Genomic DNA, 25,685 nt, shown 5'->3' on the forward strand with positions numbered 1-25,685 from the left:
ACTAATCACCTTCGCGCCTGAAAAGCGGGGGCCTGACCATGACAGGAGGTTGAGGTAAAGCCTACTGATTTTCATAACAAAGAGCCCAAGACCTGCACTTTGGTCATGTCTTGTTTCGCCAGAAATGAGACACTGGGCAGCGATTGTTTATTAACCATCAGGGAATAGTCATGCAGATTGGAATACCGAGAGAGAGTCTCGTCGGTGAGACCCGGGTCGCAGCGACCCCGGCTACCGTCGAGCAGCTGAAAAAGCTCGGCTTCGAGGTCGCCATCGAGACCGGCGCAGGCCTGTCGGCCAGCTTCGATGATGCCGCCTTCGAGGCTGCCGGTGCCAGCGTGGTGCCGAATGTCTGGCAAGCCGACCTTATCTTCAAGGTCAATGCGCCGACCGATGCCGAGATCGCACAAATTAAAGATGGCGCCACTCTGATCAGCTTCATCTGGCCTGCCCAGAACCCCGAGCTGGTCAAGAAGCTGTCCGAGCGCAACATCAATGTAATGGCGATGGATATGGTGCCGCGGATCTCCCGTGCCCAGTCCCTCGATGCCCTCTCCTCCATGGCCAACATCGGTGGCTATCGTGCCGTTGTTGAAGCTGCGCACCAGTTCGGTCGCTTCTTCACCGGCCAAATCACTGCTGCCGGTAAAGTGCCGCCTGCCAAGGTACTGGTGATCGGTGCCGGCGTAGCCGGTCTGGCTGCCATCGGTACTGCCGGTTCCCTCGGTGCCATCGTGCGTGCCTTCGATACCCGTCTGGAAGTGGCCGAGCAGATCGAGTCCATGGGGGGCGAGTTCCTCAAGCTCGACTTCGGCGGTGAGGATGGTTCCTCCTCCGATGGTTACGCCAAAGTGATGAGCGAAGAGTTCATCAAGGCCGAGATGGAGCTGTTTGCCCAGCAGGCCAAAGAGGTGGACATCATCATCACCACCGCCCTGATCCCGGGCAAGCCGGCTCCGAAGCTGATCACCAAAGAGATGGTCGACAGCATGAAGCCGGGTTCCGTCATCGTGGACATGGCCGCTCAGGCCGGCGGCAACTGTGAATACACAGTGCCGGGCGAACTGCATGTCACCGCCAACGGCGTCAAGGTGATTGGTTACACCGATCTGCCGGGTCGTCTGCCTGCCCAATCCTCCCAGCTCTACGGTACCAACCTGGTCAACCTGATGAAGCTGATGTGCAAGGAGAAGGACGGCAACGTTGCCATCGACTTCGAAGACGTGGTTCAGCGCAACATGACGGTGATCCAGGCCGGTGAAGTGACCTTCCCGCCGCCCGCTATCTCCGTCTCTGCGGCCCCGCAGAAACCGGCCGCCGCCAAACCGGCAGCCAAGAAGGAAGAGGCCAAGCCCTCCAACAAGAAGTTCGTGTTCGGTGCTCTCGGCATCGCCGCCTTCGGCTGGATCGCCTCCGTTGCCCCGGCAGCCTTCCTCTCCCACTTCACCGTATTCATCCTGGCCTGTGTGGTCGGTTACTACGTGGTGTGGAACGTCTCTCACGCCCTGCACACGCCGCTGATGTCGGTCACCAATGCCATCTCCGGCATTATCGTGGTCGGTGCCCTGCTGCAGATCGGGCAAGGGTCGACTCTGGTTACCGCATTGGCCTTCATCGCCGTGCTGATTGCCAGTATCAACATCTTCGGCGGCTTCACCGTCACTCAGCGCATGCTGAAGATGTTCCGTAAGGATTAAGGGGGTTTAACGTGTCTCAAGGACTGGTAACAGCATCCTATATCGTTGCCGCCGTGCTCTTCATCCTCAGTCTCGCGGGACTGTCGAAGCAAGAGACGGCCAAACATGGCAACCTGTTCGGTATCGCGGGTATGGCCATCGCCCTGATCGCGACCGTGTTCAACCCGGAGACCAGTGGCGTTCACTGGATCATTCTGGCCATGGTGATCGGTGGTGCCATCGGCGTGCGTCTGGCGCTCAAGGTCGAGATGACCGAGATGCCCGAGTTGGTGGCCGTGCTGCACAGCTTCGTGGGTATGGCGGCAGTGCTGGTGGGCTTCAACAGCTTCATCGATCTGCACCCCTCCGCACCGGCTGAAGTGGTTGTCTCCGTCGGTTCCAACCTGGATGCCACTCTGGCCGCCGCCCGTGCGGCGTTCGAGCAGGCAGCCAGCGTTGCCCAGGTCGAGCACCTGACCGGCGCCATGCTGAACATCCACCTGGTCGAGATCTTCCTCGGCGTCTTCATCGGTGCCGTGACCTTCACCGGTTCCGTGGTGGCGTTCGGCAAGCTGCGTGGTCTCATCTCCTCCAAGCCGCTGATGCTGCCGCACCGCCACAAGCTGAACCTGCTGGCCGTGGTCGCGTCTCTGGCGCTGATGGTCTACTTCGTCAACGCTGGTGGCTCCACCTTCGCTCTGCTGGTGATGACCCTGATCGCCTTCGCCTTTGGCTGGCATCTGGTTGCCTCCATCGGTGGTGCCGACATGCCGGTCGTGGTCTCCATGCTGAACTCCTACTCCGGTTGGGCGGCGGCAGCGGCGGGCTTCATGCTCTCCAATGACCTGCTGATCGTCACCGGTGCGCTGGTGGGTTCCTCCGGTGCCATCCTCTCTTACATCATGTGCAAGGCGATGAACCGCTCCTTCATCTCCGTGATCGCCGGTGGCTTCGGCTCCGATGGCGTGGCCTCCACGGCTGATCAGGAGATGGGCGAATACCGCGAAACCAGCGCCGAGGAAGTGGCTGACCTGCTGAAGAACTCCAGCTCCGTCATCATCACCCCGGGCTACGGTATGGCGGTGGCACAGGCTCAGTATCCGGTTGCCGAGATCACCCAGAAGCTGCGTGACCGCGGCGTCAAGGTGCGCTTCGGTATTCACCCGGTTGCCGGTCGTCTGCCTGGCCACATGAACGTGCTGCTGGCGGAAGCGAAAGTACCGTATGACATAGTTCTGGAAATGGACGAGATCAACGAGGACTTCGCCGATACCGACACCGTGCTGGTGATCGGTGCCAACGACACCGTCAACCCGGCCGCGATGGAAGATCCGGGCAGCCCGATCGCCGGCATGCCGGTGCTGGAAGTGTGGAAAGCGCAGAACGTCATCGGCTTCAAGCGCTCTATGAACACTGGCTATGCCGGTGTCCAGAACCCGCTGTTCTTCAAAGAGAATACCCAGATGCTGTTTGGCGATGCCAAGGCCAGCGTCGAGGCAATCCTGAAAGCACTGTAAGTGCCATTCAGAGATGGGATATCAAGGAGGCTTCGGCCTCCTTTTTTATTGCCCATCCCTTGTATATCCTCAATCCATACGGACCATGAGGGATCTCCATGATGTGGTGTCAGGGTTGGCGAAGGATCGGGTTGTACGGCTGGTTGCTGGCCTCCCTGTTTGGTACTGGTTCGGCCATGGCGGCGGACGAGCCGCCGACCCTGACGCTGCTGACCGAGCTGTGGCCACCCTACGTGATGCGTGATGATGGTGGTCGATTGGTGGGGGCCGATCTCGATCTGGCTTGTGCCGTGCTGCAGCAGCTTGGCTATCGCACCGAAATCAGGGTGCTCCCCTGGAAGCGGGTATTGCAGCAGGCGATGCTGCGCGAAGGAGATGCGGTGATCGATATCTTCTTTGCCGAAGCCCGCAAGAGCTGGCTCTACTATCCCGAGGAGCCGCTCTCCTACAGTGGCGAGGTGCTCTTCTATCCGGTGGATCGCCCGCTCCACGTTGCCCGGCTGGCCGACCTCAAGGGGTTACGGGTCGGCATTCAGGCCGATTACGCCTACAGCAAATCCTTTCTGACCGATACCGGGGTGATCCGGGTGCCGATGACGGGGGAGGGGAATGCCGTCAAGCAGCTCCACCTGATGATGGCGGGCAGGCTGGACGGGGTGGTGCTCAACGAGCTGGTCGGGCGCTATCTGTTGCACACCCAGGGGCTGCAGGATCAGGTGAGCCACGGCTCCTATATGTTGACCGACGATAGCCGCAACTTTCTCGGATTTACCCACAAACCCGGCCACGATCAGCTGGCTATCCGTTTCTCTGCCGCTCTGAAACAGTTCAAGCAAACCCCCGCCTACAAGCAGCTGCTGGCCCGCTATCACCTCTAGGCGGGCCCGCCCTCTGTGCGTTGCCTCACAATTTGTCGCACTTTGTTAAAAGACGGGCATAATGGCGCTGAAAAAAGCGATATTGCGCAACTTAATTTGATTTTATTGATATTAGAATCAAATTCAGTTGATTTGCATGGAGCTGCCATCAGGCGGCTACCTCTCTCGCGACGCCGTTGCGGCGCGCCCCGAATTGATGCTGACCCCGGGTCACCCTTTTTTGCCATGCTGTTGCCTGTGGCGATGACAGGCATTGCGCCACCAAGATGAGATTGCACAGATGAAAGCACAATGGACCGACTTTATTACCCTGCTCAAGCGTGAAGTGGTGCCGGCCCTTGGCTGCACCGAGCCGATGTCGGTCGCCCTGGCTGCGGCCAACTGCCGCAAGCTGCTGGGGCAGGATCCGACCCGTATCAGCGTCTGGGTCAGCGGCAACCTGTTCAAGAACGGCATGGGGGTCGGGGTGCCGGGCACCGGCATGATCGGTCTGCCGGTGGCCGCTGCGGTCGGCATCACAGGGGGCAACCCGGATGCCGGGCTGGAGGTGCTCAAGACTCTCACGTCAGATCAGGTGGAAGCCGCCAAGGCGCTGCTGCCCGCCATCAAGGTGGACGTGAAGGATGTGCCGGACGTGCTCTACGCCGAGGTGCTGGCCGAGGTGGAGGGTCACAGCGCCCGGGTGGTGATCTGTACCGACCACACCCGCATCATCCTGATGGAGAAGGATGGCGAGCTGCTGATGCAGCAGGACAACGCTCCCGGCGTGCAGATCCAGCCTGCCCCTTCCAGCAAGCCTGCCATGACCTTGCGCGAGATCGTCGATTTTGCCCTGCAGGTACCGCTGGCGGAGATCGACTTCATCCGCGAAGCCGCCACCATGAATCAGGCGCTGGCGGACGAGGGGTTGCAGGGCTATGGCCTGCGCATCGGCAAGATCCTCACCGAGCAGGTGGAACGCAAGCTGCTCTCCGATGACCTGATGACGCTGGCGATGCGCCTCTCCTCCGCAGCTTCCGATGCGCGGATGGATGGCGCCATGCTGCCCGCCATGTCCAACTCCGGCTCCGGCAATCAGGGTATTGCCGCCACCATGCCGGTGGTCGCGGCGGCCCGCTTCCTCAAGGCGAGCGACGAGCAGCTGACCCGGGCGCTGGTGATGAGCCATCTGGTGGCCATCTACATCAAGACCTATCAGAACAAGCTGTCGGCCCTCTGCGCCGCCAGCACCGCTGCCATGGGCTCCGGCTCGGCCATCACCTGGCTGCTGGGCGGCCAGTTCGAGCAGATCAGCCACTGCATCAACAACATGATTGGCGATGTCTCCGGCATCATCTGTGACGGCGCCGGCAGCGCCTGCTCCATGAAGGTCTCGACCTCGACCTCGGCGGCGGTGAAATCCTCGCTGATGGCTATCAACAACCTGCATGTGCCCCAGAGCGAGGGGATCGTCTCCGACGATGTGGACCAGACCATCGCCAATCTGGGCCGCCTCTCCAAAGAGGGGATGCTGGATACAGATATCGAGATCATCAACATCATGCGAGCGAAACAGCAGAAGCCATAAGTTTGTAGAAACAAAGGGGGCTCAGACCCCCTTGTTTATGTCGTGACGGGTCAGGCCGTCCGACACGGTTGCCAGGGCATGCGTCGTGCTTGCTCTTGTTTCCCGGGCATTGCCCGCTTTTTGGGGGGTCATCTCATGACACTTAGCGTTATCGGTAATCTGGCCATTGCGGCCTTCTTGCTGTTCTTCCTCTATCGGTTGCAGCAAAAACATGTGAGCTTCACCCGCCGGGTGTTTGCCGGTCTGGGGCTGGGTATCCTGTTCGGGGCCGCCCTGCAGCTGCTCTACGGAGCGGGTTCTGCGGTGATTGGCCAGACCATCGACTATCTCGATATCGTCGGTAGCGGCTATGTGAAGCTGCTGCAGATGATCATCATCCCGCTCATCATGGTCTCCATCATCAGCGCCATCCTCAAGCTCAACGGCGGTACCGCCCTTGGCAAGATCAGCGCCATGACCATCGGCGTGCTGATCTTCACCACCGCTATCGCGGCAGGGGCTGGCATCCTGATGTCCAACCTGTTTGGTCTGACTGCGGAAGGGCTCACTGCCGGTGCTGCGGAAAGCGCTCGTGGTGCGGCGCTGCAGAGCACCCTCGGCAGCGTCGAGAGCATGTCCTTTGCCAAGATGGTGCTGGAGTTCATTCCGGCCAACCCCTTCCTCGACATGACCGGCGGTCGCAAGACCTCTACCATCGCCGTGGTGATCTTCTCCATCTTCATCGGTCTGTCGGCTACCGGTATTGCCCGCAAGAAGCCGGAGATCTTCGCCAGCTTCAGCCACTTCATCGCCGTGGCCCACGCCATCGTGATGCGGATGGTGACCCTGGTGCTGCGCCTGACCCCGTTTGGCGTGCTGGCCCTGATGACCAAGGTGGTATCCGGTTCCAACTACGCTGACATCATCAATCTGCTCAGCTTCGTGATGGCCTCTTACGGCGCCATTGCCATTATGTTCGCCGTGCACCTGCTGCTGGTCGGCATGGTCGGCATCAACCCGGCTCGCTTCCTCAAGAAGATCACGCCGGTGCTGGCGTTTGCCTTCACCTCCCGTACCAGTGCGGGGTCCATCCCGATGAACGTGCAGACCCAGACCAAGTCGCTGGGCATTCCGGAGGGGATCGCCAACTTCGCCGCCTCCTTCGGTTCCACCATCGGCCAGAACGGCTGTGCCGGTATCTATCCGGCCATGCTGGCTGTGATGATTGCACCGACTGTCGGGGTCAACCCGATGGATCCGAGCTTCATCATGACTCTGATCGCCATCATCACCGTCAGCTCCTTCGGAGTGGCCGGCATTGGCGGCGGCGCTACTTTTGCCGCGCTGATCGTGCTCTCCGCGCTGGACTTCCCGGTGGCGCTGGCCGGTCTGCTCATCTCCATCGAGCCGCTGATCGACATGGGCCGTACCGCGCTGAACGTCTCCGGCTCCATCACCGCGGGCACGGTCACCAGCCGCCTGCTGGGGGAGACCGACATGAACGTATTCAACAGCGATCACGAAGTGAGTCTGGACGGCGAAGAGTCCACCATCTGATCCGCTGCGGGAGGGGCAACCTTCCCGCCATCAACCACAGGGAGGGCATGCCCTCCCTGCGTCATTGACAGGAGCAACTATGAGAATCGTGATCATCGGTGGCGAAGCCGCCGGTATGAGTGCGGCCGCCAAGGCGCGCCGGTTGGCCATCGATGCCGAAATCGTGGTGTATGAGGCATCCGAGGTGATCTCCTTCGGTGCCTGCGGCCTGCCCTACTTCGTCGGCGACGAGTTTCAGGAGCCCGGCTACATGGCCGAGTTCACCCCGGAGCAGTTCGCTGCCAAGGGGATCGAGGTCAAGATTGGCCACCGGGTGCTGAGTCTGGATGCTGCCGCGCAGACGCTGATGGTCGAGCACAACGGCGACACCTTCACCGACCGCTACGATCGGCTGATGATCGCCACCGGTGCCCGCGAAGTGATGCCCCCCATCCCTGGCTTGCAGCAGGAGGGGGTATTCGGTCTGCGCCGGATGGCCGACGGACTGGCGCTGAAAACGGCGGTACAAGACAAGAACAATCGCCGCGCCGTGGTGATCGGTTCCGGCTTTATCGGGCTGGAGGTGGTCGAGGCGCTGGTTCATCAGGGCAAGGAGGTGCGTCTCATCGAGCTGGCGGATCGGGTCATCCCCGATGCGTTTGATGGCGAGATCACCCAGCATATCGAAACAGAACTGCGCGAGCAGGGAGTCTCCCTCCATCTTGGCGAGCGGGTTGAAGCGCTGCTGGGGGATGGCCGGGTGACCGGCGTGCGAACCAGCCAGGGCGAGTACGAGGCCGATATCGTGGTGGTCTGCACCGGGGTCAAGCCCAACACCGAGTTTCTGGCCGATACCGGCATCGAGCGACTCGGCAACGGCGCCATCAAGGTGGATCGCCAAGGGCGCAGCTCGCTGGCCAATGTCTGGTCGGCCGGTGATTGCGCCAGCGTCTGGCATAGCGTGAAGCAGCTGCAGGTCTATGTGCCGCTCGCTACCATAGCCAACAAGCTGGGGCGCATGGTGGGCGAGAACCTGGCCGGGGCCGAGCAGGAGTTCCCGGGCACCCTCGGCTCTGCGGCGCTCAAGGTGCTGGGGCTGGAGGCGGGCCGTACCGGTCTCTCCGAGCAGGAAGCCAAGGCGATGGGGATCGACTATCGCACCGTGGTGATCAAGGACAAGTGCCACACCAACTACTGCCCGGGTCAGTCCGACATTCACGTCAAGCTGGTCTACGAGGCGGGCAGCAAGCGGCTGCTGGGCGGCCAGATCCTCGGTCGCAAGGGGGCGGTACACCGCATCGACGCGCTGGCGGTTGCCATCACCATGGGGGTAACCACCGAGCAGCTAGGCATGCTGGACTTTGCCTATGCGCCCCCCTTTTCCCGCACCTGGGATGCCCTGAACGTGGCGGGCAACGTCGCGAAGTAACAGGCGCTGGTCAGGCGGAAAATGAGAAGAGGCGGCACAGGGTGCCGCCTCTTCTTTTTGCTTAAAACTGCCTCAGGGATTGGCAGGGGGATCTTGCCGCACCGGCTTGCCTGTCGCCGGTTTGCTGCCGACCAGCACGGCGCCGAAGAAGATAAGCGCAACGCCTGCCGCCTTGCTCGCCACCAGCGGTTCGGCAAAGGCCGGCATGCTCACCGCCAGCAGATAGACCAGCCCGTAACTGGTGCTGAGCAGCGGGTAGGCGATATTGAGCGGCGTCGAGTGCAGTGCCGCCAGCCAGCAGAGCAGCGACAGCCCGTAGCAGAGGATGCCGATGGCGATGGTGAGGAGCGGCAGGGGGTGAGCCAGCATCACGGCGGGATCGGCTTGCCACTCAGGGAGGCTTATCGCCCCCCACTTCATGCAGAGCTGCGCCACTGTCACCAGCACTATGCTGCCCAACACGTAGAGATAACCCTTCATAACAGACCTCCCAGCAGCAGGGCGCCGACAATGATGGCGGCAGCCCCCAGCCAGTTGCGGCAGCTCACCGGCTCGCGGAAAAAGAGGCGCGAGCCGAGCAGCACCAGCACCAGATTGAGGCTGAGCATGGGGTAGGCCATGCTCAGCGGCAGCCGTTGCAGCAGATAGATCCAGAGCAGCATGCCGCAGCCAAGGGCTGCAATGCTCCCCAGCAACCAGGGAGAGGCGAGCTTCTGCCAGTGGCCTTGCGGTATGCGTTGCCAGCTGATGACCGCCTGCTTTTGCAGCATCTGGCCCGCACTGGTGAGGAGGCTGACCAGCAGGAGGAGCAGGATATCCATCAGCGATTCCCGTGGTAGACGAGCAGGGTGAAGCGGTGGCTGCGAATGGTCTTGTCTGCCGGGGGCAGCGCGGCGATCTGCTCGTCATCGTCGGTGCGCAGCAGCAGGGCGACCTGCCCCTCCTGGCGAGCCTGTGCCAGCCAGTTCGGGAACTCCTCTTGCGTGACATAGCGCCCCTTGCCCTGCGGATAGCCAAGGCCATATCTCAGCTCGCCCATGCTGTCGAACAGGTTGACCTCACTGCGTTTGGTCTCCCAGGCGATGGAGGAGGCGGTGCCCACCTCGTTGGCCAGCAGGGTGTGGGATTCCATCAGGATCTCCCGGTTGGCCTTGATGAAGTGCTCCGGCAGTTTGGAGTCCACCAGCGATAACGGCAGTGCCAGCGGCAGGGCTACGGCCAGCACCATGGGGCAGAGGGCGCTCAGCTGCCAGCTGCGGACGGGAGCCACCAGCTGGATTAAGCCGAGCAGCGACCAGCTGGCGAAGATCGCCATGGCAATGGCCAGCTTGCCCATCTCGTAGCGGCCGTAGACCGCATGTTGTGGCGAGAAGGCCAGTACCGCCAGCACCCCTACGCAGACGAGACCGAACAGGCCGTTGATCCAGGCGTTGAGGCGAAATGGCTGAGCGCGACCCTCCCTGAGGGCATTGACCGCGCTGTTGGCGAGCAGGATGGCCAGCGGGGCGAAGCAGGGCAGGATATAGGTGAGCAGCTTGCCCTTGGCGATGCTGAAGAAGATAAAGGGCAGTACCAGCCAGGCCAGCAGATAGAGAGTCTGCGGGCCGACCTTGCGCTCCTGCCACCCCTGCTTCAGTGCGCCCGGCAGCAGCCCCAGCCAGGGTAGGGTGCCGAGCAGTCCCATCGGCAGGTAGTACCAGAAGGGGGACTTGTGCTGGGCATCTTCCGAGGCGAAGCGCTGGATGTGCTCAATCCAGAAGAAGTAGTGCCAGTAGTCCGGCTCCCGCTGATGAATGGCGATGGCCCAGGGGGCGGCCAGCAGGGCGGCGCTCAGGATGGCCAGCGGTCCGAAGCGCACCAGTTCGAGCAGGCGCCCCCGGGTCAGCATATATGGGACAAGTACGATTACCGGCACCGCTAGCGCGATAAACCCCTTGGTGAGAAAGCCCATGCCGCAGGCGAGACCAAACAGCAGATAGCCCGCCATCCTGCGGCCGGGCGGCCCCTCCTGCCGGATGAGGTAGAAGCTCACCATGGCGGCGTTGAGCCAGAGGGTCACCATGGCATCCAGTACGCTGTAGGTGCCGATGCCGTAGACAATCAGGGTCGAGAGATAGATGAGGCTGGCGAACCACGCCTTGCGCCGGCACTGCCAGAGCTGGAGGGTAAACCAGAAGACCAGCAACGCGCTCAGCCCGGTCGAGGCGGCCGAGGCGAAGCGGACGGCAAAGTTGCTCTCGCCGAACATCAGCTGGCTGAGGCTGTTGAACCAGTAACCGGCGATGGGTTTCTCGAAGTAGCGCAGGCCGAGGAAGTGGGGCACTACCCAGTCACCCGTGGTGACCATCTCCCGGCTGATCTCGGCGTAACGGTTTTCGTCCGGGCTCCACAGCATCCGCTGGTTGAGTGGCAGCAGGTAAAAGAGCAGAAAGAAAAGGGGCAGGGCCCATCGGGTCATCTTCATGAGATCCTCGGTTGCAATCTGGTGAGCTGGTTCATGGGGCTGCCTTGCAGCCGAGCCACCCTTCGCGCCCCGGCAGGGTGCCGCGCAGCAGGTGACCGGTCGGTAGTTGAGTCGGGTCGGACGGGAGCAGCTCGCCAAGGGGGACGAAACGGATACCGCGCGATTTGGCTTCGCCGAGCAGGGCATCGAACTGATCCGCCATGACGATCCCCTCCACCTCGGCGTGGATGGTGTAGACATGGGGGCCCGGTTGCGGTGTGGCGGTCAGCTGCTCCAGCAGGAAGTGGTTGAAACCGTCGACCGTCACCTGATGCCCCACCACCTCGTCGAAGGTGGGCAGGTTGACCGGGATCTGCGGGATGCCGGGCCGCCCGTCCTCCAGAATGGGGCGGAACAGGCCGCAGCCGCGACAGTCGCTGTTGTAGCGAAAGCCGAACTGCTCCTTGGCTTGGGTGGTGAGCGGGTCTGCTCGCCAGCCAGCGGCGGCGGAGCAATCCACCGCGCGCCCCAGAATGTTGCTCAGGGCATCGACCCCGAGCCGGGTCTGGCGGATCAGCTCGGCCTCGTCCCAGCGGCCGGTGTTGGCCTGCCAGCCGTGGTGATCCCAGGCGTGCAGCCCCACCTCGTGACGGGCGCTGTCGGTGTCGCGCATCAGGGAACCCAACTCTCTGCCGATAGGCTTGCCGGGCCAGGCGGTGCCGGCCAGCAGGATATCGAGCCCATACAGAGATGCTGCGTTGGAACGCAGCATCTTGAGCAGGAAGCGGGGCTTGAGCAGGCGCCACAGGTGGCGCCCCATGTTGTCGGGACCGACCGAGAAGAAAAAACTCCCCTTCACCTGATGCCGGTCGAGCAGTTGCAGCAGGCGGGGTACCCCGTCACGGGTCCCCCTGAAGGTATCGACGTCGATCCGCAGACCCACCTCAGTCATGCTCGACTCCTGTGGTGACCGCCCCTTGCAGGAAGAAGTCCAGCGTCTTGCCGATGGTCTCTTCCATCTCGATGGTCGGTTCCCAGTCGATCAGCTTGCGGGCATTACGGATGCTCGGACGACGGTGGGAGACATCCTGATAGCCGTCGCCATAGAAGGACTTGCTCTCCACCAGCTTGAAGCCGGCGAACGGCGGGAAGTGGTCGCGCAGCGGGTGGGCATCGAATTTGGCGAGCAGCACCTCCGCCATCTCGCGAATGCTCGCCTCGTTGTCCGGGTTTCCGATGTTGATGATCTGGCCGTTGCAGCGATCGTCCCTGTTCTCGACGATGCGGAACAGGGCTTCGATGCCATCCTCGATATCGGTGAAGCAGCGCTTCTGGGCGCCGCCATCCACCAGCTGGATCGGGGTACCGTCCACCAGATTGAGAATGAGCTGGGTGATGGCGCGGGAGCTGCCGATGCGGGCAGAGTCCAGACTGTCGAGGCGCGGCCCCATCCAGTTGAAGGGACGGAACAGGGTGAAGTTGAGCCCCTCTTTCTTGCCGTAGGCCCAGATGACCCGATCCAGCAGCTGCTTGGAGACGGAGTAGATCCAGCGCTGCTTGTTGATGGGGCCTACGATGAGGCGGGATTCATCCTCGTCGAAGCTGTGATCGTCACACATCCCGTACACCTCGGAGGTGGAGGGGAAGATGATGCGCTTGTTGTACTTGACGCAGTAGCGGACGATCTTGAGGTTCTCCTCGAAATCGAGCTCGAACACCCGCAGCGGGTTACGGGTGTACTCGATGGGGGTGGCGATGGCCACCAGCGGCAGGATCACGTCGCACTTCTTTATGTGGTACTCGATCCACTCGGTGTGGATGCTGATGTCCCCCTCCACGAAGTGGAAGTTGGGGTGACCGATGAAGCGGTCCACGGCGCTGGAGCCGATGTCGAGGCCATACACTTCGTAGCCGCCATCCTGGAGCAGACGCTCGGTGAGGTGGTTGCCGATAAAGCCGTTGACGCCGAGGATCAGCACCCGGGTCAGGCGCGCCTTGCGCAGGGCATTGCTCGCCTTGGCGCCGATCTTCATTCCCTCGACCAGCCCCAGCTCGCGGGCCAGTTGGGTGCCGCGTACATAGAGCCCCCCTTCGGCCTGACCGGCCAGGATCTCCAGCACGCCCTCACCACAAGCCACGCGCAGCGGGTCGTGAGAGAGAATGGTGCCTGGCTGCCGGTCGCTCTGGATCGCCAGCGGCTGCGATTTCCAGACCGTCAGCTTGCGATCGCCGGCAAAGCTGAAGGCCCCCGGATAGGGCTGGGTGACGGCGCGTACCAGATTGTTGAGCTCGCGGGCCGGACGGTGCCAGTGCAGTTCGCCATCGGCCGGGGTGCGGCGGCCATAGTAGCTCGCCTTGCTCTCGTCCTGCGGGGTGAAGCGGCTCTCCCCGCGCTTGAGTTTGACCAGTTCACCTTCCAGCAGGGCATGGGCAGCCTGACGCACCTTGCCATGCAGGGTCAGCGCCGTGTCGTCGTCGGCGATGGCCACCGCCTGCTGGGCGACGATATCGCCGGCATCGGGTTTGGCCGTCATCCGGTGCAGGGTGATGCCGGTCTCGGTCTCGCCGTTGACCAGACACCAGTTGATGGGGGCGCGGCCACGATAGGCGGGCAGCAGGGAGCCGTGCAGGTTGAAGGCCCCGACGGTCGGGATATCGAGGATCTCCTGCTTGAGCATGTTGCGGTAGTAGAAGGAGAAGATGGCCTCCGGTGCCAGCTCGCGAATGCGCTCAATCCAGAGCGGATGGTTCACGTCTTCGGGGGAGAAGACCGGCAGGTCGTGCTCGGCACAGAGCTGGGCGACCGAGTCGAAGAAGCGGTTCTCGCCCGGGTCGTCGGCGTGGGTAAAGACCGCCTGGATCTGATAGCCGGCCTGAAGCAGGGACTCGATACCGGTGCAGCCGATATCGTGATAGGCAAAGATGACAACTTTCATGATTGAGTTTCCTGTTGCGAAGCATCCGGGGTGGAGCGAACGATTTGGTGAATGAAGTAGCGGGGGCGGGCACGCACATCGGTATACATGCGGCCGATGTACTCACCCAGCAGCCCCATCCCGATCAGCTGCACGCCGACAAAGGTGAAGAGAATGGCAAACAGGGTGAAGACGCCGTCTGCTGCCCAGTCGGCGCCCATCAGCAGGCGCAGCAGGATCAGCAGGATCGAGAAGGTGAAGCCGATCCCCGCCACCACGCTGCCAACGATGCTGAGCAGGCGCAGCGGGGCCGTGGTCATGCAGGTGACCAGGTCGTACATCAGGTTGATGAGGTGCATCAGGCCATATTTGGATTCGCCGTGGGCCCGCTCGGCGTGGCCCACCTCCAGCTCGGTGGTGCGGCGGGCAAAGCTGTTGGCCAGAATGGGGATGAAGGTGCTGCGCTCCTGACAACAGAGCATGGCGTCGATGATGTGGCGGCGATAGGCGCGCAGCATGCAGCCGTAGTCGCTCATCTGGACGCCGGTGGCCCGCTGTACCGACTTGTTGATAAAGCGCGAGGCCGTCTTGCGAAACCATGAGTCCTGCCGGTTGCGGCGGATGGTGCCGACCACGTCATACCCTTCCATGGCGGTGGCGACCAGCCGCGGGATCTCTTCCGGCGGGTTCTGCAGGTCGGCATCCAGGGTGATCACCAGATCCCCTTTGGCGGTCTCGAAACCGGCCATGATGGCGGCATGCTGACCATAGTTGCGGTTGAGCAGCACCGCGACCAGCTTGCTCCCTTCGCGGGCCGCTGCCTCGCTGATGATGGTGGCGGAGCGGTCGCGGCTGCCATCGTCGATCAGGATCACCTCGTAATCCTGACTCAGCTGCTCGCAGGACTCGGTGACGCGCCGCAGCAGCTCGGGCAGGCTCTCCTCCTCGTTGTAGACGGGGATGATGACGGATACCCGCTTGATATCGTTATGGTTCACGTGTCGTTACTCCAGTATGTCGGTCAGGGCTGCCACGACCCGATCCACGTCGGAGAGCGTCATGTCGGGGAAGAGGGGCAGGGTGCAGAGCCGTGACGAGTTCCACTCGGTATTGGGCAGCGAGAGCGCCGGGTAGCGCTCCCGGTAGTACTTCTGGGTATGGGCCGCCTTGAAGTGCAGGCCGGTGCCTATGCCACGCTCCTGCAGCGCCTGCATCAGTTGATCGCGATCGAGGCCGCAACGGGCCGGATCGACCCGCACCATGAAGAGGTGCCAGGCGTGCAGATGGGCATAGTCGGGGATGGCAAGCGGTTCGAACGGCAATCCCTCCAGCAACTCCCGATAGCGGGCAACCAGGATGGCGCGCCGGGCGTTGAGCTCGGGCAGGCGGGCCAGCTGCACCAGCGCGATGGCGGCATTGATGTCGGCCAGGTTGTACTTGAAGCCCGGCATGATCACCTCGGCCTGCGGCTTGCGGCCCAGCGTCATCCGGTCGAAGGCATCGACCCCCAGACCGTGGAATTTCAGCATCCGAGCCTTGTCGGCCAGCGCCTTGTCATCGGTCACCAGCATGCCCCCTTCGGCACAGGTGAGGTTCTTGATGGCGTGGAAGGAGAAGATGGCGGTGCCGGTCTCGCCGATCCAGCGGGCGCGATAGCGGGTGCCGACCGCATGGGCGGCATCTTCGATGACCGGAATATCGTGCTGGCGACCCAGGGCGAGGATGGGGTCGAGGTCGACCGGCGCCCCGGCGTAGTGAACCGGGATGATAGCCCGGGTGTTGGGGGTGATGAGCGGCGCTATCTGCCCGGCGCTGACCATCAGGGTATCCCTGTCCACATCGACAAAGACGGGGGTGGCCCCCAGCAGGGTGATGATGTTGATGGTGGAGACCCAGGTCTGGGAGGGGGTGATCACCTCGTCACCCGGGCCAATCCCCAGTGCCATCAGGGTGACATGCATACCGGCCGTTGCGGAGCAGAGCGCCACCGCATGCTGGCAGCCAAAGGTCTCGCAGAAGCGCTGCTCCAGCTCATGATTTTTCGGGCCCGTGGTGATCCAGCCCGATTGCAAAACCTCGCTGACGGCATTGATCTCGGCCTCGCTCATGGCGGGTTTCGAGAATGGCAGAAAGTTTTTCATACGACTCCAGTCTTAATGTCGCAAGAGATCAAATAGCAATGAAAACCGGTGTTGCCGATTTTCACTGGAAATATGCATGGCGCAGAAATTTATATCCTTCGATATATTTTCGAAGGTAACTGAATAGCGAGTTTTTATTCAAGCGCACAGCAACACTTGGTAACAATTGCAGGTGATTTTATTTGAAGCCTTAAATAGAAATATCTCGTAACAAAAAAACACTTTCCTTTAATTTAATTTGATGCTCGGCTCTATTTAGAGTGATTATTCTAGTCGCTGACATTGCCGGATTGGCCTGGAGTTATACTGTGTTGACATTGCTTGTTACAAATTGCCCGTAGTGCAATTTAATAAACGATGTAAAGCTTCCATCATCACGCATTATGGAACAGTCGTTATGAATATCACCGTTTTTGGCAGTGGCTATGTTGGCCTGGTACAAGCAATTGTATTGGCTGACGTTGGCCATCAGGTTGTTTGTATTGATCTCGATGCAGAAAAAATAAGCCGTTTGTCCCGTGGTGAATTACCTATTTATGAACCCGGGCTGGATTCATTACTGCACCAGACGCTACAAAATGGCTCGCTGAAATTCACCACGGATATATCCATGGCGGTTACCCACGGTGACGTGCAATTCATCGCCGTCGGTACGCCCCCTGACGAGGATGGTTCGGCCGATCTGAGCGCCGTCAGGGCGGTGGCGAGGTCGATTGCCCAACATCGTGTCGACGAGGTGATCATCGTCAACAAATCCACCGTGCCGGTTGGTACGGCAGACAAGGTATTCCACTGGGTCAGGGAGCAGCAGGCAGAGCTCGGCAAGCAGTTCGAGTTCGATGTGGTCTCCAATCCCGAGTTTCTCAAAGAGGGGGCGGCCGTCCGTGATTGCCAGCGCCCGGATCGTATCGTCATCGGCACCGGCAAGGAGCGCTCCAGAGCCGTGATGCGCGAGCTGTACGAACCCTTCAACCGCAATCACGACCGCATTCTGCTCATGGACGTGCGCAGTGCCGAGCTGACCAAGTACGCAGCCAACTGCATGCTGGCTACCAAGATCAGCTTTATCAACGAGATTGCCGGGCTGGCCGAGCGGGTTGGTGCCGATATCGAGCTGGTGCGGCAGGGGATCGGTGCCGATCAGCGCATTGGCTACCAGTTTATCTATCCCGGTTGCGGCTATGGCGGCTCCTGTTTTCCCAAGGATGTGAGGGCGTTTTTGGCGACAGCCGCGGCGCTCGACTACGACACGCCGCTCATCCGCGCGGTGGAGCGGGTCAACGAGCGGCAGAAGTTCAAGCTCTTCGATACGCTGGCCACTCACTTTCAAGAGCGGGGCGAGTCGCTGGCGGGCAAGACCATCGCCATCTGGGGGCTCGCCTTCAAACCCAATACCGATGACATGCGCGAAGCGCCGAGTCGGGTGCTGATGGAGGCACTGTGGCAGGAGGGGGCGCGGGTGCAGGCTTTTGACCCGGTGGCGATGAAGGAGGCGCAGCGCATTTATGGCTGCCAGCCCGAGCTGTCGCTGATGGGCACCAAGGAGGCTGCGCTGGCGGGGGCCGATGCACTGGTCATCTGCACCGAGTGGAACGAGTTCAAGGCGCCTGACTTTGCCCAGCTCAAGAAGATGCTGGCCATGCCGCTCATCATCGACGGTCGCAATCTCTATGACCCGCACAAGATGAAAACCTTGGGTTTCTCCTACTACGCCATCGGACGCGGGGAGACCATCGCAGAAGGAATGAGCCATGCCACGCCCTGAAATCTCGGGGCGCAAGCTCTGCTGGATGTTGCTGCTGGTGACTCTGGTGCTGTTGTTTGGCCAGTTTGATCATCAGCTCTGGACGCCTGATGAGCCCCGCGAAGCGGCCATTGCACTCGAGATGTACCGCAGTGGTGACTGGGTGGTGCCGACCCTAGGCGGGCGCAGCTTTATCGAGAAGCCGCCGCTCTTCTACATGGCCGCTTTGCCGTTTCTTGATGGGTTTGCATCCTGGCTGGGGATAACCAACACCCTGCGTTTGGCGGGCGTGGTCTGGGCGGCAGGCATGCTGCTCTTCACCGGCCTGCTGGCCTATCGCCTGCTTGGCAACAGGTCGGCGGCACTCTGGTCGGTCATCGCGCTGGGCTCCATGGAGGGATTCATTATCAATACGCACTGGATCAGGACGGACAGTGCGCTCGCCTTCTTTGTCGTATTTACCATCTGGGCATTCGCCGAATATTATCTGGCGCATCGCAACTTGATGGCGATTATTGCCGGGCTGGGTCTGGCTGGCTGTTTTATGGCAAAAGGGCCGATCGGGCCGTTGACGGTATTTTTCGGCTGGTTGCCCCTTTTTCTCTTTGCTGCCCGCAAAGCAGTAAACGAGAAAAGTGTTCCCGTTTTTATATTCCAACACTTGCTGGTGTTGTTGTTTTTTATATTGCCAATCGCAGCCTGGGTTCGTGAGCTAATTAATCATGCTGATGGCGATGCCTTGTGGCATGAGTGGTTCTGGCAGAATCAGGTTGGCCGTCTTACCGGCACTTCGACCGAACTGGGTCATATCAAGAAAGGTGCCTATCTCTATTATTTGTGGGGCATGGTGGAATATACCATCCCATGGTTGCCATTCATTTTTTATTGGGGCTGGCAAACGGTGAAACAGCGGGAGTGGAGTCGTGAGCGGTTATTTTTGCTGTGCTGGGCGCTGGGAACCCTTTTATTGTTAACAATCTCTTCGACCAAGCGAACTCTCTATCTTTTCCCGCTATTGCCGGTATTTGCCATCATGCTGGGTCAGGTCAGTCTGAGCTGGCCGCTGTGGACTGCCCGTTATGGTCGGGGGTGGCTCTACTTCATGCTGCTGTTCTGCGTTGCCATCATTGCACTCCCCCTGCTGGGTTTGCCGCTGCCGTTTGCCAGCCAGATTCCGGCAGAAGTGCAGCTAGCCGCCAGCAAGCTGGGGTGGCGGTATATTCCAGCGATCACCCTGTTCGTGATGGCGCTGGAGCTATTGTTGCGGCGCAAGGAGGTACATGGCGCCATTCATGTCACCAGCTCGGTGGCCATCATGTTTCTGCTCACCTTTGCGCTGGTCTACCCGCTGATCGATGCCGCCAAGGGGGTTTCGGGCAAGATGACTCATCTGCTGGAGGGGATACCGCTCGAGACGCGGGATCGCATCGCCGGCTGGCGGCTGGGTGAAACCGAGCTAGGTCTGCTCTCTGTCTATGAAGAGATGCAGGTAGTGAATCTGGACGGGCAGGGGGTGAGGGATGTGCTTGCCTGTCACGATGCCAGATTTGATGCGGTGCTGGTCAACGGTACGGCGCAGGAGATAGCAAATCTGCTGGAGGGGATCCCCTATCAGCTGCTGGCACAGACCTCTCTTCGTTCGGACAAGGGGCAGCTGCTGACGCTGGTTGCGGCAGAGCAGTGCCATTGATCTATTTATTTCCACTTCAGGATCGTCGGATGACGCAATATGTACGTTTGGTAATTGTTCCACTTTTCCTGCTCAAGGTTCCTGCCAGCCACGCCGGCAGTGGTTTTGAAACCTATGGCGATATCGGCCAGGTCGTGATTCCGGTGGCGGCGGCACTCATCTCATGGGGGGAGGATGATATCGAGGGGCTGAAGCAGTTCGGTTACTCTTTTGCCACCACCACGGCGCTGGTGCAGGGGATGAAGTTCACCATAGATGCAGAGCGACCATCCGGCTCTGGCCAGAGTTTTCCCTCCGGCCATACGGCGGCGGCATTCAGCGGCGCCAGCTATCTGCAGATCCGTTATGGCTGGCACTACGGGTTGCCGGCGTACATTGCGGCCGGTGCTGTGGGCTGGTCGAGAGAGAATGCCGAGCAGCACTACTGGCGCGATATCATCGCCGGAGCGGCCATCGCGACCGGGATTAGCTATCTGTTTACGACACCACTATCGCGCAATGTGGTGGTAGCGCCGGTTGCCATGCAGGGGGATGCCCGCGGTGTGGGGCTTCACTACCGCTATTGATGACGGGTTTTCCCCGGCCGGGCTGATTGCAGATATAAAAAAACCGATGCCTTGGCATCGGTTTTTTACTGTTACCGGTTTATTCGCACTCAGCTGCGGGCGAGGCGGTTTTCCGGGTAGTTCTTGGCCAGCACTTCGCGAGCATGCTTGGCCAGCTCCGGCATCTTCAGGGTGTCGTAAGACTCGACCATGATCTCCAGCGCTTTTTCGGTTTCGGCTGTGTCGGGGTAGGTTTCGACAATCAGCTTGGCCCGGTTGGCAGCCGCGACCAGTGCATCGCGCTTCACGTAGTACTCGGCGACGCTCAGGTCATATTTGGCCAGACGGTTCTTCAGACCAATCATGCGGGCACGGGCATCGGCGGCATAGACGCTGTTGGGGTAGTTCTGCAACAGGGTCTTGAAGTCCTGGAATGCCTGGCGGGCATAGGCCGGGTCTTTGTCATCGCGGGAGATGCCAAAGAGGCTCTGGAAGAAGTTGTAATCCGCAGCCATGTTGGTCAGGCCGCGCATATAGAAGACGTAATCGATGTTCTTGTGCGCCGGATTGAGGCGGATAAAACGGTCGATATTGGCGATCGCCTGAGCGGTATCATCCTGCTTGTAGTAGGCATAGATGAGGTCAAGCTGCACCTGGTTGGAGTAGGCGCCGAACGGGTAGCGAGAGTCCAAAGCCTCCAGCAATTCAGTGGCTTGCACGTAATTGCCAACGTCCAGTTTGAGGCGTGCTTTCTGGTACAGGGTCTCCGGCGGTTCGTCGGGTACCTTGGGTTTGGTGCTGGAACAGCCTGTGATCAAGGTAGCGACCAAGGCGAGCGACATCAGCAGGTGAGACTTCTTTCCCATCAACAACATCCGGTCCATTTCCACGAAATTGGCAAAGTATCCGTTATGCTTGGCTAAAAGAAAAGCTAGAATACCCGGATTATTTCGAATTGATACCCCCCGCTCAAGAGACCATACATGAGCCAGCATATTGAACTGACAGGCGAATTCCAGGATCACCAATTCGGGCAGCGACTCGACCAGGCCCTGGCCGAATTGTTTCCCGACTACTCCCGAACCCGCATCAAGGAGTGGATTTTACAGGACAAAGTGACCCTGGATGGTCAGGTTGCCAATACCCCGCGCGAGAAGGTGATTGCTGGGCAACAGGTGCATGTGGATGTAGAGCTGGAAGATGACACCCGCTTCGATGCGCAGGATATCGAGCTCAACATCGTTTACGAAGACGAACACATTCTGGTGATCGACAAGCCGGCCGGTCTGGTTGTCCACCCGGGCGCCGGTACGCCGGATGGCACCATTCTCAACGCCCTGCTGCACCGCTACCCCGGTATTGCCGAGGTGCCCCGTGCCGGTATCGTGCACCGTCTGGATAAAGACACTACAGGTCTGATGGTGGTTGCCAAGACAGTTCCGGCCCAGACCCATCTGGTAGACGCGCTGCAGGCGCGCCAGATCACCCGTGAGTACGAAGCGATCGCCATCGGTCACATGACCGCCGGCGGCACCGTTGATGCCCCTATCGGTCGTCACCCGACCCAGCGTACCCACATGGCCGTTGTACCCAATGGCCGTCCTTCCGTGACTCACTACCGGGTACATGAGAAGTTCCGTGGCCACACCCGTCTGCGTCTGCGTCTGGAAACCGGTCGTACCCACCAGATCCGTGTCCACATGGCTCACATCAAGCATCCGCTGGTGGGTGACCCGGCCTACGGTGGCCGTCTGCGCCCGCTGCGCAACGCCACGCCGGAACTGACCGAGGCCCTGCGCGGCTTCCGTCGTCAGGCTCTGCACGCGACTATGCTGCAGCTGGCTCACCCCATTACCGGTGAGGTCATGCAGTGGCACTCCCCCACGCCGCAGGACATGCTGGATTTGATGGAGGTGCTGCGTGCGGATACGTTGGCCAATCCGGACGAGCTGGTCTGGAAATAGTGGTAAATCTGGCAGTGTTGCGACGACTTCTGCCGTAACCCGCCGATACAGCGCGTAGCACACAGAACCTTGAAACGGGGCGTCTTGACTGGTTGCAGCCAAGAGCCCCGTTTCCATTTGAACGATAGAGCGTGAAGGAGTGAGCAATGAAATGGATTGAACCCGACTGGCCGGCGCCAGCACGCGTCCGGGCTCTTTCGACCACCCGTGACGGTGGTGTCAGCGAAGGGGTCTTTGCCGGTCTCAATCTGGGCGCCCACGTAGGGGATGAACCGGCCAGGGTCGAGGCCAATCGGGCCCGGCTGCAGCAGGTGGCCGCCATCCCGGGGCCCCTCAACTGGCTCAATCAGGTGCACGGCACCGTCGTTCATCCGGTCAGCAGCCATTATGAGCAGGCACCGGATGCCGATGCCGCCTGCGCCCATGAGGCGGATCAGGCCTGCATAGTGATGACCGCCGACTGTCTGCCGGTGCTGTTTTGCGATCGGGCCGGCACAGTGGTGGCTGCCGCTCACGCCGGTTGGCGCGGACTGAAAGATGGCGTGCTGGAGGCAAGCATCGCCGCCATGGGCTGCGAGCCGGGCGAGATCCTGGCCTGGCTTGGCCCGGCCATCGGCCCCACTGCGTTTGAAGTGGGTGGCGAGGTGCGCGAGGCCTTTATGGCCGAGCAGGCCGAAGCAGAAGCGGCGTTCGTCCCTTCGCCCAATGAGGGGAAATGGCTGGCGGATATCTACCAGCTGGCCCGGCTGCGTCTTGCCCGCGCCGGCGTCACCGCCGTCTATGGTGGCGAATACTGCACCTTCAGCGACAGCGAGCAGTTCTACTCTTATCGTCGCGACGGCCAGACCGGCCGGATGGCCACCATCATCTGGTTGGCGTCCTGATGAAGCTCCCCGCCCTGCATAGTGCAAGGGCGGGGATCCCGCTCTCGCCCCGTCTTGCAGAAAAAATAACCAGCACCGCCCCTTGAAATAGCCCGTACGGGCCTCATCTTTCATCTCAGAAAGTTATGTTGTTTGCCGCGCAAGCGGCGTCTGCCTGTTTGAAGGGGGAGTGCAATGCGCCTCGATCGCCTTACCAGCAAATTCCAGATTGCTATTTCCGATGCCCAGTCTCTTGCGCTGGGTCGTGACCATCAATTCATCGAACCCGTTCATCTGATGACCGCACTGGTCAATCAGGATGGCGGCTCCATCCGTCCGTTGCTCACTCTGACCGGGATGGATATCAATGCCCTGCGCTCCCGCCTTGGCGAGGAGCTGGATCGCCTGCCGCGCGTCAGCGGTGTGGAAGGGGATGTACAGCTTTCCAACGGCCTCGGCCGCCTGCTTAACGTCTGCGACAAGCTGGCCCAGCAGCGCAAGGATCAGTTCATCTCATCCGAACTGTTCGTGCTGGCGGCCCTCGACGAGAAGGGCACGCTGGGCGAGCTGCTGCGCGCTCAGGGGCTGACCAAAGAGAAACTCGAAGCGGCCATCGACAAGGTGCGTGGCGGCAAGAAGGTGGAGGATGCCAACGCCGAGGAGAACCGTCAGGCGCTGGAGAAGTACACCATCGATCTGACCGAGCGGGCCGAACTCGGCAAGCTCGACCCGGTGATCGGCCGGGATGACGAGATCCGCCGCACCATCCAGGTGCTGCAACGCCGTACCAAGAACAACCCCGTGCTGATCGGTGCCCCCGGCGTCGGCAAGACTGCCATCGTCGAAGGGCTGGCCCAGCGCATCATCAACGGCGAGGTGCCGGAAGGGCTCAAGAACAAGCGGGTGCTGTCGCTGGACATGGGGGCGCTGGTGGCCGGTGCCAAGTATCGCGGCGAGTTCGAGGAGCGGCTCAAAGCCGTGCTGAACGATCTCGCCAAGGAGGAGGGCAACGTCATCCTCTTTATCGACGAGCTGCACACCATGGTCGGGGCCGGCAAGGGCGAGGGGGCCATGGATGCGGGCAATATGCTCAAGCCTGCGCTGGCACGGGGCGAGCTGCACTGCGTCGGTGCCACTACTTTGGATGAGTATCGCCAGTTCATCGAGAAGGATGCTGCGCTGGAGCGCCGTTTCCAGAAGGTGCTGGTAGAAGAGCCGAGCGTGGAGGATACCATCGCCATCCTGCGCGGCCTGAAGGAGCGTTACGAGCTGCACCACCATGTGCAGATCACCGACCCCGCCATCGTGGCGGCGGCCCAGCTGTCGCACCGTTACATTGCAGATCGCCAGCTGCCGGACAAGGCCATCGATCTCATCGACGAGGCGGCGGCCAGCATCCGGCTGCAGATCGACTCCAAGCCCGAGGCGCTCGATCGCCTCGAGCGGCGCATCATCCAGCTCAAGCTGGAGCAGCAGGCGCTGATGAAAGAGGACGATGACGCCAGCCGCAAACGGCTGGAGCTGATCAATCAGGAGATTGGCGAAAAAGATCGTGAATACAATGAGCTGGACGAGGTGTGGAAGGCCGAGAAGGCCGCCCTTGCCGGCACCCAGCACATCAAGGCAGCGCTGGAGCAGGCCCGTCAGGATCTCGACGTGGCGCGCCGCGCAGGCGACCTGGGCCGGATGTCCGAGCTGCAGTACGGCCGCATTCCGGAGCTGGAGAAACAGCTGGATCTCGCCACGCAAGCCGAGATGCAGGAGACCAGTCTGCTGCGCAACCGGGTTACAGATGTGGAGATCGCTGATGTCTTGGCGCGCTGGACCGGGATTCCGGTCGCCCGCATGCTGGAAGGGGAGCGCGACAAGCTGCTGCGGATGGAAGAGCAGTTGCACAGCCGGGTGATTGGCCAGGAAGAGGCGGTCGATGCGGTCTCCAACGCTATTCGTCGCTCCCGTGCCGGTCTTTCCGATCCGAATCGTCCCATCGGCTCCTTCCTGTTCCTGGGGCCCACCGGGGTGGGCAAGACCGAGCTGTGCAAGGCGCTGGCCGAGTTCCTGTTCGATACCCAGGATGCCATGGTGCGGATCGATATGTCCGAGTTCATGGAGAAACACAGCGTGGCCCGTCTGGTGGGGGCTCCTCCCGGATACGTGGGTTATGAAGAGGGCGGTTATCTGACCGAGGCGGTACGCCGTCGTCCCTACTCGGTGATCCTGCTGGACGAGGTGGAGAAGGCGCACCCAGATGTGTTCAACATCCTGCTGCAGGTGCTGGATGATGGCCGCCTGACCGATGGTCAGGGTCGTACCGTCGATTTCCGCAACACCGTGGTCATTATGACCTCCAACCTCGGTTCGGATCTGATTCAGGAGCACCACTCCGAGAAGGATTACGACGAGATGAAGGCCATGCTGATGGATGTGCTGACCCGCAGTTTCCGGCCGGAGTTTATCAACCGGATCGACGAGACCGTGGTGTTCCATCCACTCGGCGAGGAGCACATCAAGTCCATCGCCCGGATCCAGCTCAAGAGCCTGATGGGCCGTCTCGAGGCTCAGGGTTACGAGGTGGAGGTGAGCGAAGCGCTGCTCAACAAGCTGGTTCACGCCGGGTTCGACCCCGTCTACGGGGCACGACCCCTCAAGCGGGCAATCCAGCAGAAGGTGGAGAACCCGCTGGCGCAGGCGCTGCTCTCCGGCCGCATCGTCCCCGGCAAGAAACTGCTGCTGGGGGCCGACAGCAACGGCCTCACCATGACCCAGTAACGGGACCGTCGATAAAAAACGCAGGCTTG

At 61.0% G+C, this 25,685-nt stretch carries 20 protein-coding genes; 12 read left to right on the forward strand and 8 right to left on the reverse strand.

What is annotated here, in order from left to right:
• Nucleotides 1-170: 170 nt before the first annotated feature.
• The 6 genes from pntA (at nucleotide 171) to AACR93_RS10565 (ending at nucleotide 8,582) form a co-directional block, all read left to right on the forward strand.
• Nucleotides 171-1,697, forward strand: a complete 1,527-nt coding sequence (pntA, locus tag AACR93_RS10540; RefSeq protein ID WP_042031897.1) for a Re/Si-specific NAD(P)(+) transhydrogenase subunit alpha — start codon at nucleotides 171-173, stop codon at nucleotides 1,695-1,697.
• An 11-nt stretch (nucleotides 1,698-1,708) separates the two neighbouring features.
• On the forward strand, nucleotides 1,709-3,193 hold the full coding sequence (pntB, locus tag AACR93_RS10545) for a Re/Si-specific NAD(P)(+) transhydrogenase subunit beta (protein WP_041209536.1): 1,485 nt from the start codon (nucleotides 1,709-1,711) through the stop codon (nucleotides 3,191-3,193).
• 98 nt (nucleotides 3,194-3,291) lie between these two features.
• On the forward strand, nucleotides 3,292-4,071 hold the full coding sequence (locus AACR93_RS10550) for a substrate-binding periplasmic protein (protein ID WP_043850731.1): 780 nt from the start codon (nucleotides 3,292-3,294) through the stop codon (nucleotides 4,069-4,071).
• Between the two features lie 280 nt (nucleotides 4,072-4,351).
• Entirely contained in the window at nucleotides 4,352-5,638 is a 1,287-nt protein-coding gene (locus tag AACR93_RS10555; RefSeq protein ID WP_043850732.1) for an L-cysteine desulfidase family protein, read from the forward strand.
• Nucleotides 5,639-5,773: 135 nt separating this feature from the next.
• Complete coding sequence (locus tag AACR93_RS10560; protein ID WP_042031893.1) at nucleotides 5,774-7,174, forward strand: L-cystine transporter; 1,401 nt, start codon at nucleotides 5,774-5,776, stop codon at nucleotides 7,172-7,174.
• Nucleotides 7,175-7,253: 79 nt separating this feature from the next.
• Complete coding sequence (locus tag AACR93_RS10565) at nucleotides 7,254-8,582, forward strand: CoA-disulfide reductase (RefSeq protein ID WP_043850733.1); 1,329 nt, start codon at nucleotides 7,254-7,256, stop codon at nucleotides 8,580-8,582.
• Between the two features lie 72 nt (nucleotides 8,583-8,654).
• On the opposite strand, the gene arnF is transcribed toward AACR93_RS10565, so the two are convergent.
• The 7 genes from arnF to arnB are packed head-to-tail and all read right to left on the reverse strand — an operon-like array spanning nucleotide 8,655 to nucleotide 16,081.
• Complete coding sequence (arnF, locus tag AACR93_RS10570) at nucleotides 8,655-9,062, reverse strand: 4-amino-4-deoxy-L-arabinose-phosphoundecaprenol flippase subunit ArnF (protein WP_043850734.1); 408 nt, start codon at nucleotides 9,060-9,062, stop codon at nucleotides 8,655-8,657.
• Nucleotides 9,059-9,403: an EamA family transporter gene (locus AACR93_RS10575; protein WP_043850735.1), complete on the reverse strand. Its 345-nt coding sequence runs from the start codon at nucleotides 9,401-9,403 to the stop codon at nucleotides 9,059-9,061. Before AACR93_RS10575 ends, arnF begins: the two co-directional genes overlap by 4 nt.
• On the reverse strand, nucleotides 9,403-11,046 hold the full coding sequence (gene arnT, locus AACR93_RS10580; RefSeq protein ID WP_043850736.1) for a lipid IV(A) 4-amino-4-deoxy-L-arabinosyltransferase: 1,644 nt from the start codon (nucleotides 11,044-11,046) through the stop codon (nucleotides 9,403-9,405). The genes AACR93_RS10575 and arnT overlap by 1 nt, the downstream gene beginning before the upstream one ends.
• Before the next feature lie 31 nt (nucleotides 11,047-11,077).
• Nucleotides 11,078-11,977, reverse strand: coding sequence for a 4-deoxy-4-formamido-L-arabinose-phosphoundecaprenol deformylase (gene arnD, locus AACR93_RS10585; protein WP_043850737.1), 900 nt, complete (start codon nucleotides 11,975-11,977; stop codon nucleotides 11,078-11,080).
• Nucleotides 11,970-13,961 carry a bifunctional UDP-4-amino-4-deoxy-L-arabinose formyltransferase/UDP-glucuronic acid oxidase ArnA gene (gene arnA / locus AACR93_RS10590; protein WP_043850738.1) on the reverse strand — a complete coding sequence of 664 codons (1,992 nt, stop codon included), beginning with the start codon at nucleotides 13,959-13,961 and terminating at the stop codon, nucleotides 11,970-11,972. The genes arnD and arnA overlap by 8 nt, the downstream gene beginning before the upstream one ends.
• Complete coding sequence (gene arnC / locus AACR93_RS10595) at nucleotides 13,958-14,938, reverse strand: undecaprenyl-phosphate 4-deoxy-4-formamido-L-arabinose transferase (RefSeq protein ID WP_042031885.1); 981 nt, start codon at nucleotides 14,936-14,938, stop codon at nucleotides 13,958-13,960. The genes arnA and arnC overlap by 4 nt, the downstream gene beginning before the upstream one ends.
• 6 nt (nucleotides 14,939-14,944) lie before the next feature.
• A complete protein-coding gene (gene arnB, locus AACR93_RS10600) occupies nucleotides 14,945-16,081 on the reverse strand; it encodes a UDP-4-amino-4-deoxy-L-arabinose aminotransferase (protein WP_043850739.1) in 1,137 nt (378 codons plus the stop codon).
• 397 nt (nucleotides 16,082-16,478) lie between these two features.
• Here arnB and AACR93_RS10605 point away from each other — a divergent pair, with 397 nt between their 5' ends.
• The 3 genes from AACR93_RS10605 to AACR93_RS10615 are packed head-to-tail and all read left to right on the forward strand — an operon-like array spanning nucleotide 16,479 to nucleotide 20,081.
• Nucleotides 16,479-17,846 (forward strand): UDP-glucose dehydrogenase family protein, encoded by a 1,368-nt coding sequence (locus AACR93_RS10605; RefSeq protein WP_043850740.1) that lies wholly within the window; start codon nucleotides 16,479-16,481, stop codon nucleotides 17,844-17,846.
• Nucleotides 17,833-19,515 (forward strand): ArnT family glycosyltransferase, encoded by a 1,683-nt coding sequence (locus AACR93_RS10610; RefSeq protein WP_043850741.1) that lies wholly within the window; start codon nucleotides 17,833-17,835, stop codon nucleotides 19,513-19,515. Before AACR93_RS10605 ends, AACR93_RS10610 begins: the two co-directional genes overlap by 14 nt.
• Nucleotides 19,516-19,544: 29 nt before the next feature.
• Nucleotides 19,545-20,081 (forward strand): phosphatase PAP2 family protein, encoded by a 537-nt coding sequence (locus AACR93_RS10615; RefSeq protein ID WP_043850742.1) that lies wholly within the window; start codon nucleotides 19,545-19,547, stop codon nucleotides 20,079-20,081.
• Between the two features lie 89 nt (nucleotides 20,082-20,170).
• Here AACR93_RS10615 and AACR93_RS10620 read toward each other — a convergent pair whose 3' ends face one another.
• Complete coding sequence (locus AACR93_RS10620) at nucleotides 20,171-20,926, reverse strand: outer membrane protein assembly factor BamD (protein WP_033114826.1); 756 nt, start codon at nucleotides 20,924-20,926, stop codon at nucleotides 20,171-20,173.
• A gap of 117 nt (nucleotides 20,927-21,043) precedes the next feature.
• On the opposite strand from AACR93_RS10620, the gene rluD reads away from it, so the two are divergent.
• The 3 genes from rluD to clpB all read left to right on the forward strand — a co-directional run bounded on the left by rluD (nucleotide 21,044) and on the right by clpB (nucleotide 25,656).
• A complete protein-coding gene (gene rluD / locus AACR93_RS10625; RefSeq protein ID WP_043850743.1) occupies nucleotides 21,044-22,024 on the forward strand; it encodes a 23S rRNA pseudouridine(1911/1915/1917) synthase RluD in 981 nt (326 codons plus the stop codon).
• A 146-nt stretch (nucleotides 22,025-22,170) separates the two neighbouring features.
• Nucleotides 22,171-22,908: a peptidoglycan editing factor PgeF gene (gene pgeF / locus AACR93_RS10630; RefSeq protein WP_043850744.1), complete on the forward strand. Its 738-nt coding sequence runs from the start codon at nucleotides 22,171-22,173 to the stop codon at nucleotides 22,906-22,908.
• Between the two features lie 174 nt (nucleotides 22,909-23,082).
• Nucleotides 23,083-25,656 carry an ATP-dependent chaperone ClpB gene (gene clpB, locus AACR93_RS10635; protein WP_043850745.1) on the forward strand — a complete coding sequence of 858 codons (2,574 nt, stop codon included), beginning with the start codon at nucleotides 23,083-23,085 and terminating at the stop codon, nucleotides 25,654-25,656.
• Nucleotides 25,657-25,685 lie beyond the last annotated feature (29 nt).

Source organism: Aeromonas sp. L_1B5_3, assembly GCF_963866575.1.
GTDB lineage: Bacteria > Pseudomonadota > Gammaproteobacteria > Enterobacterales > Aeromonadaceae > Aeromonas > Aeromonas jandaei.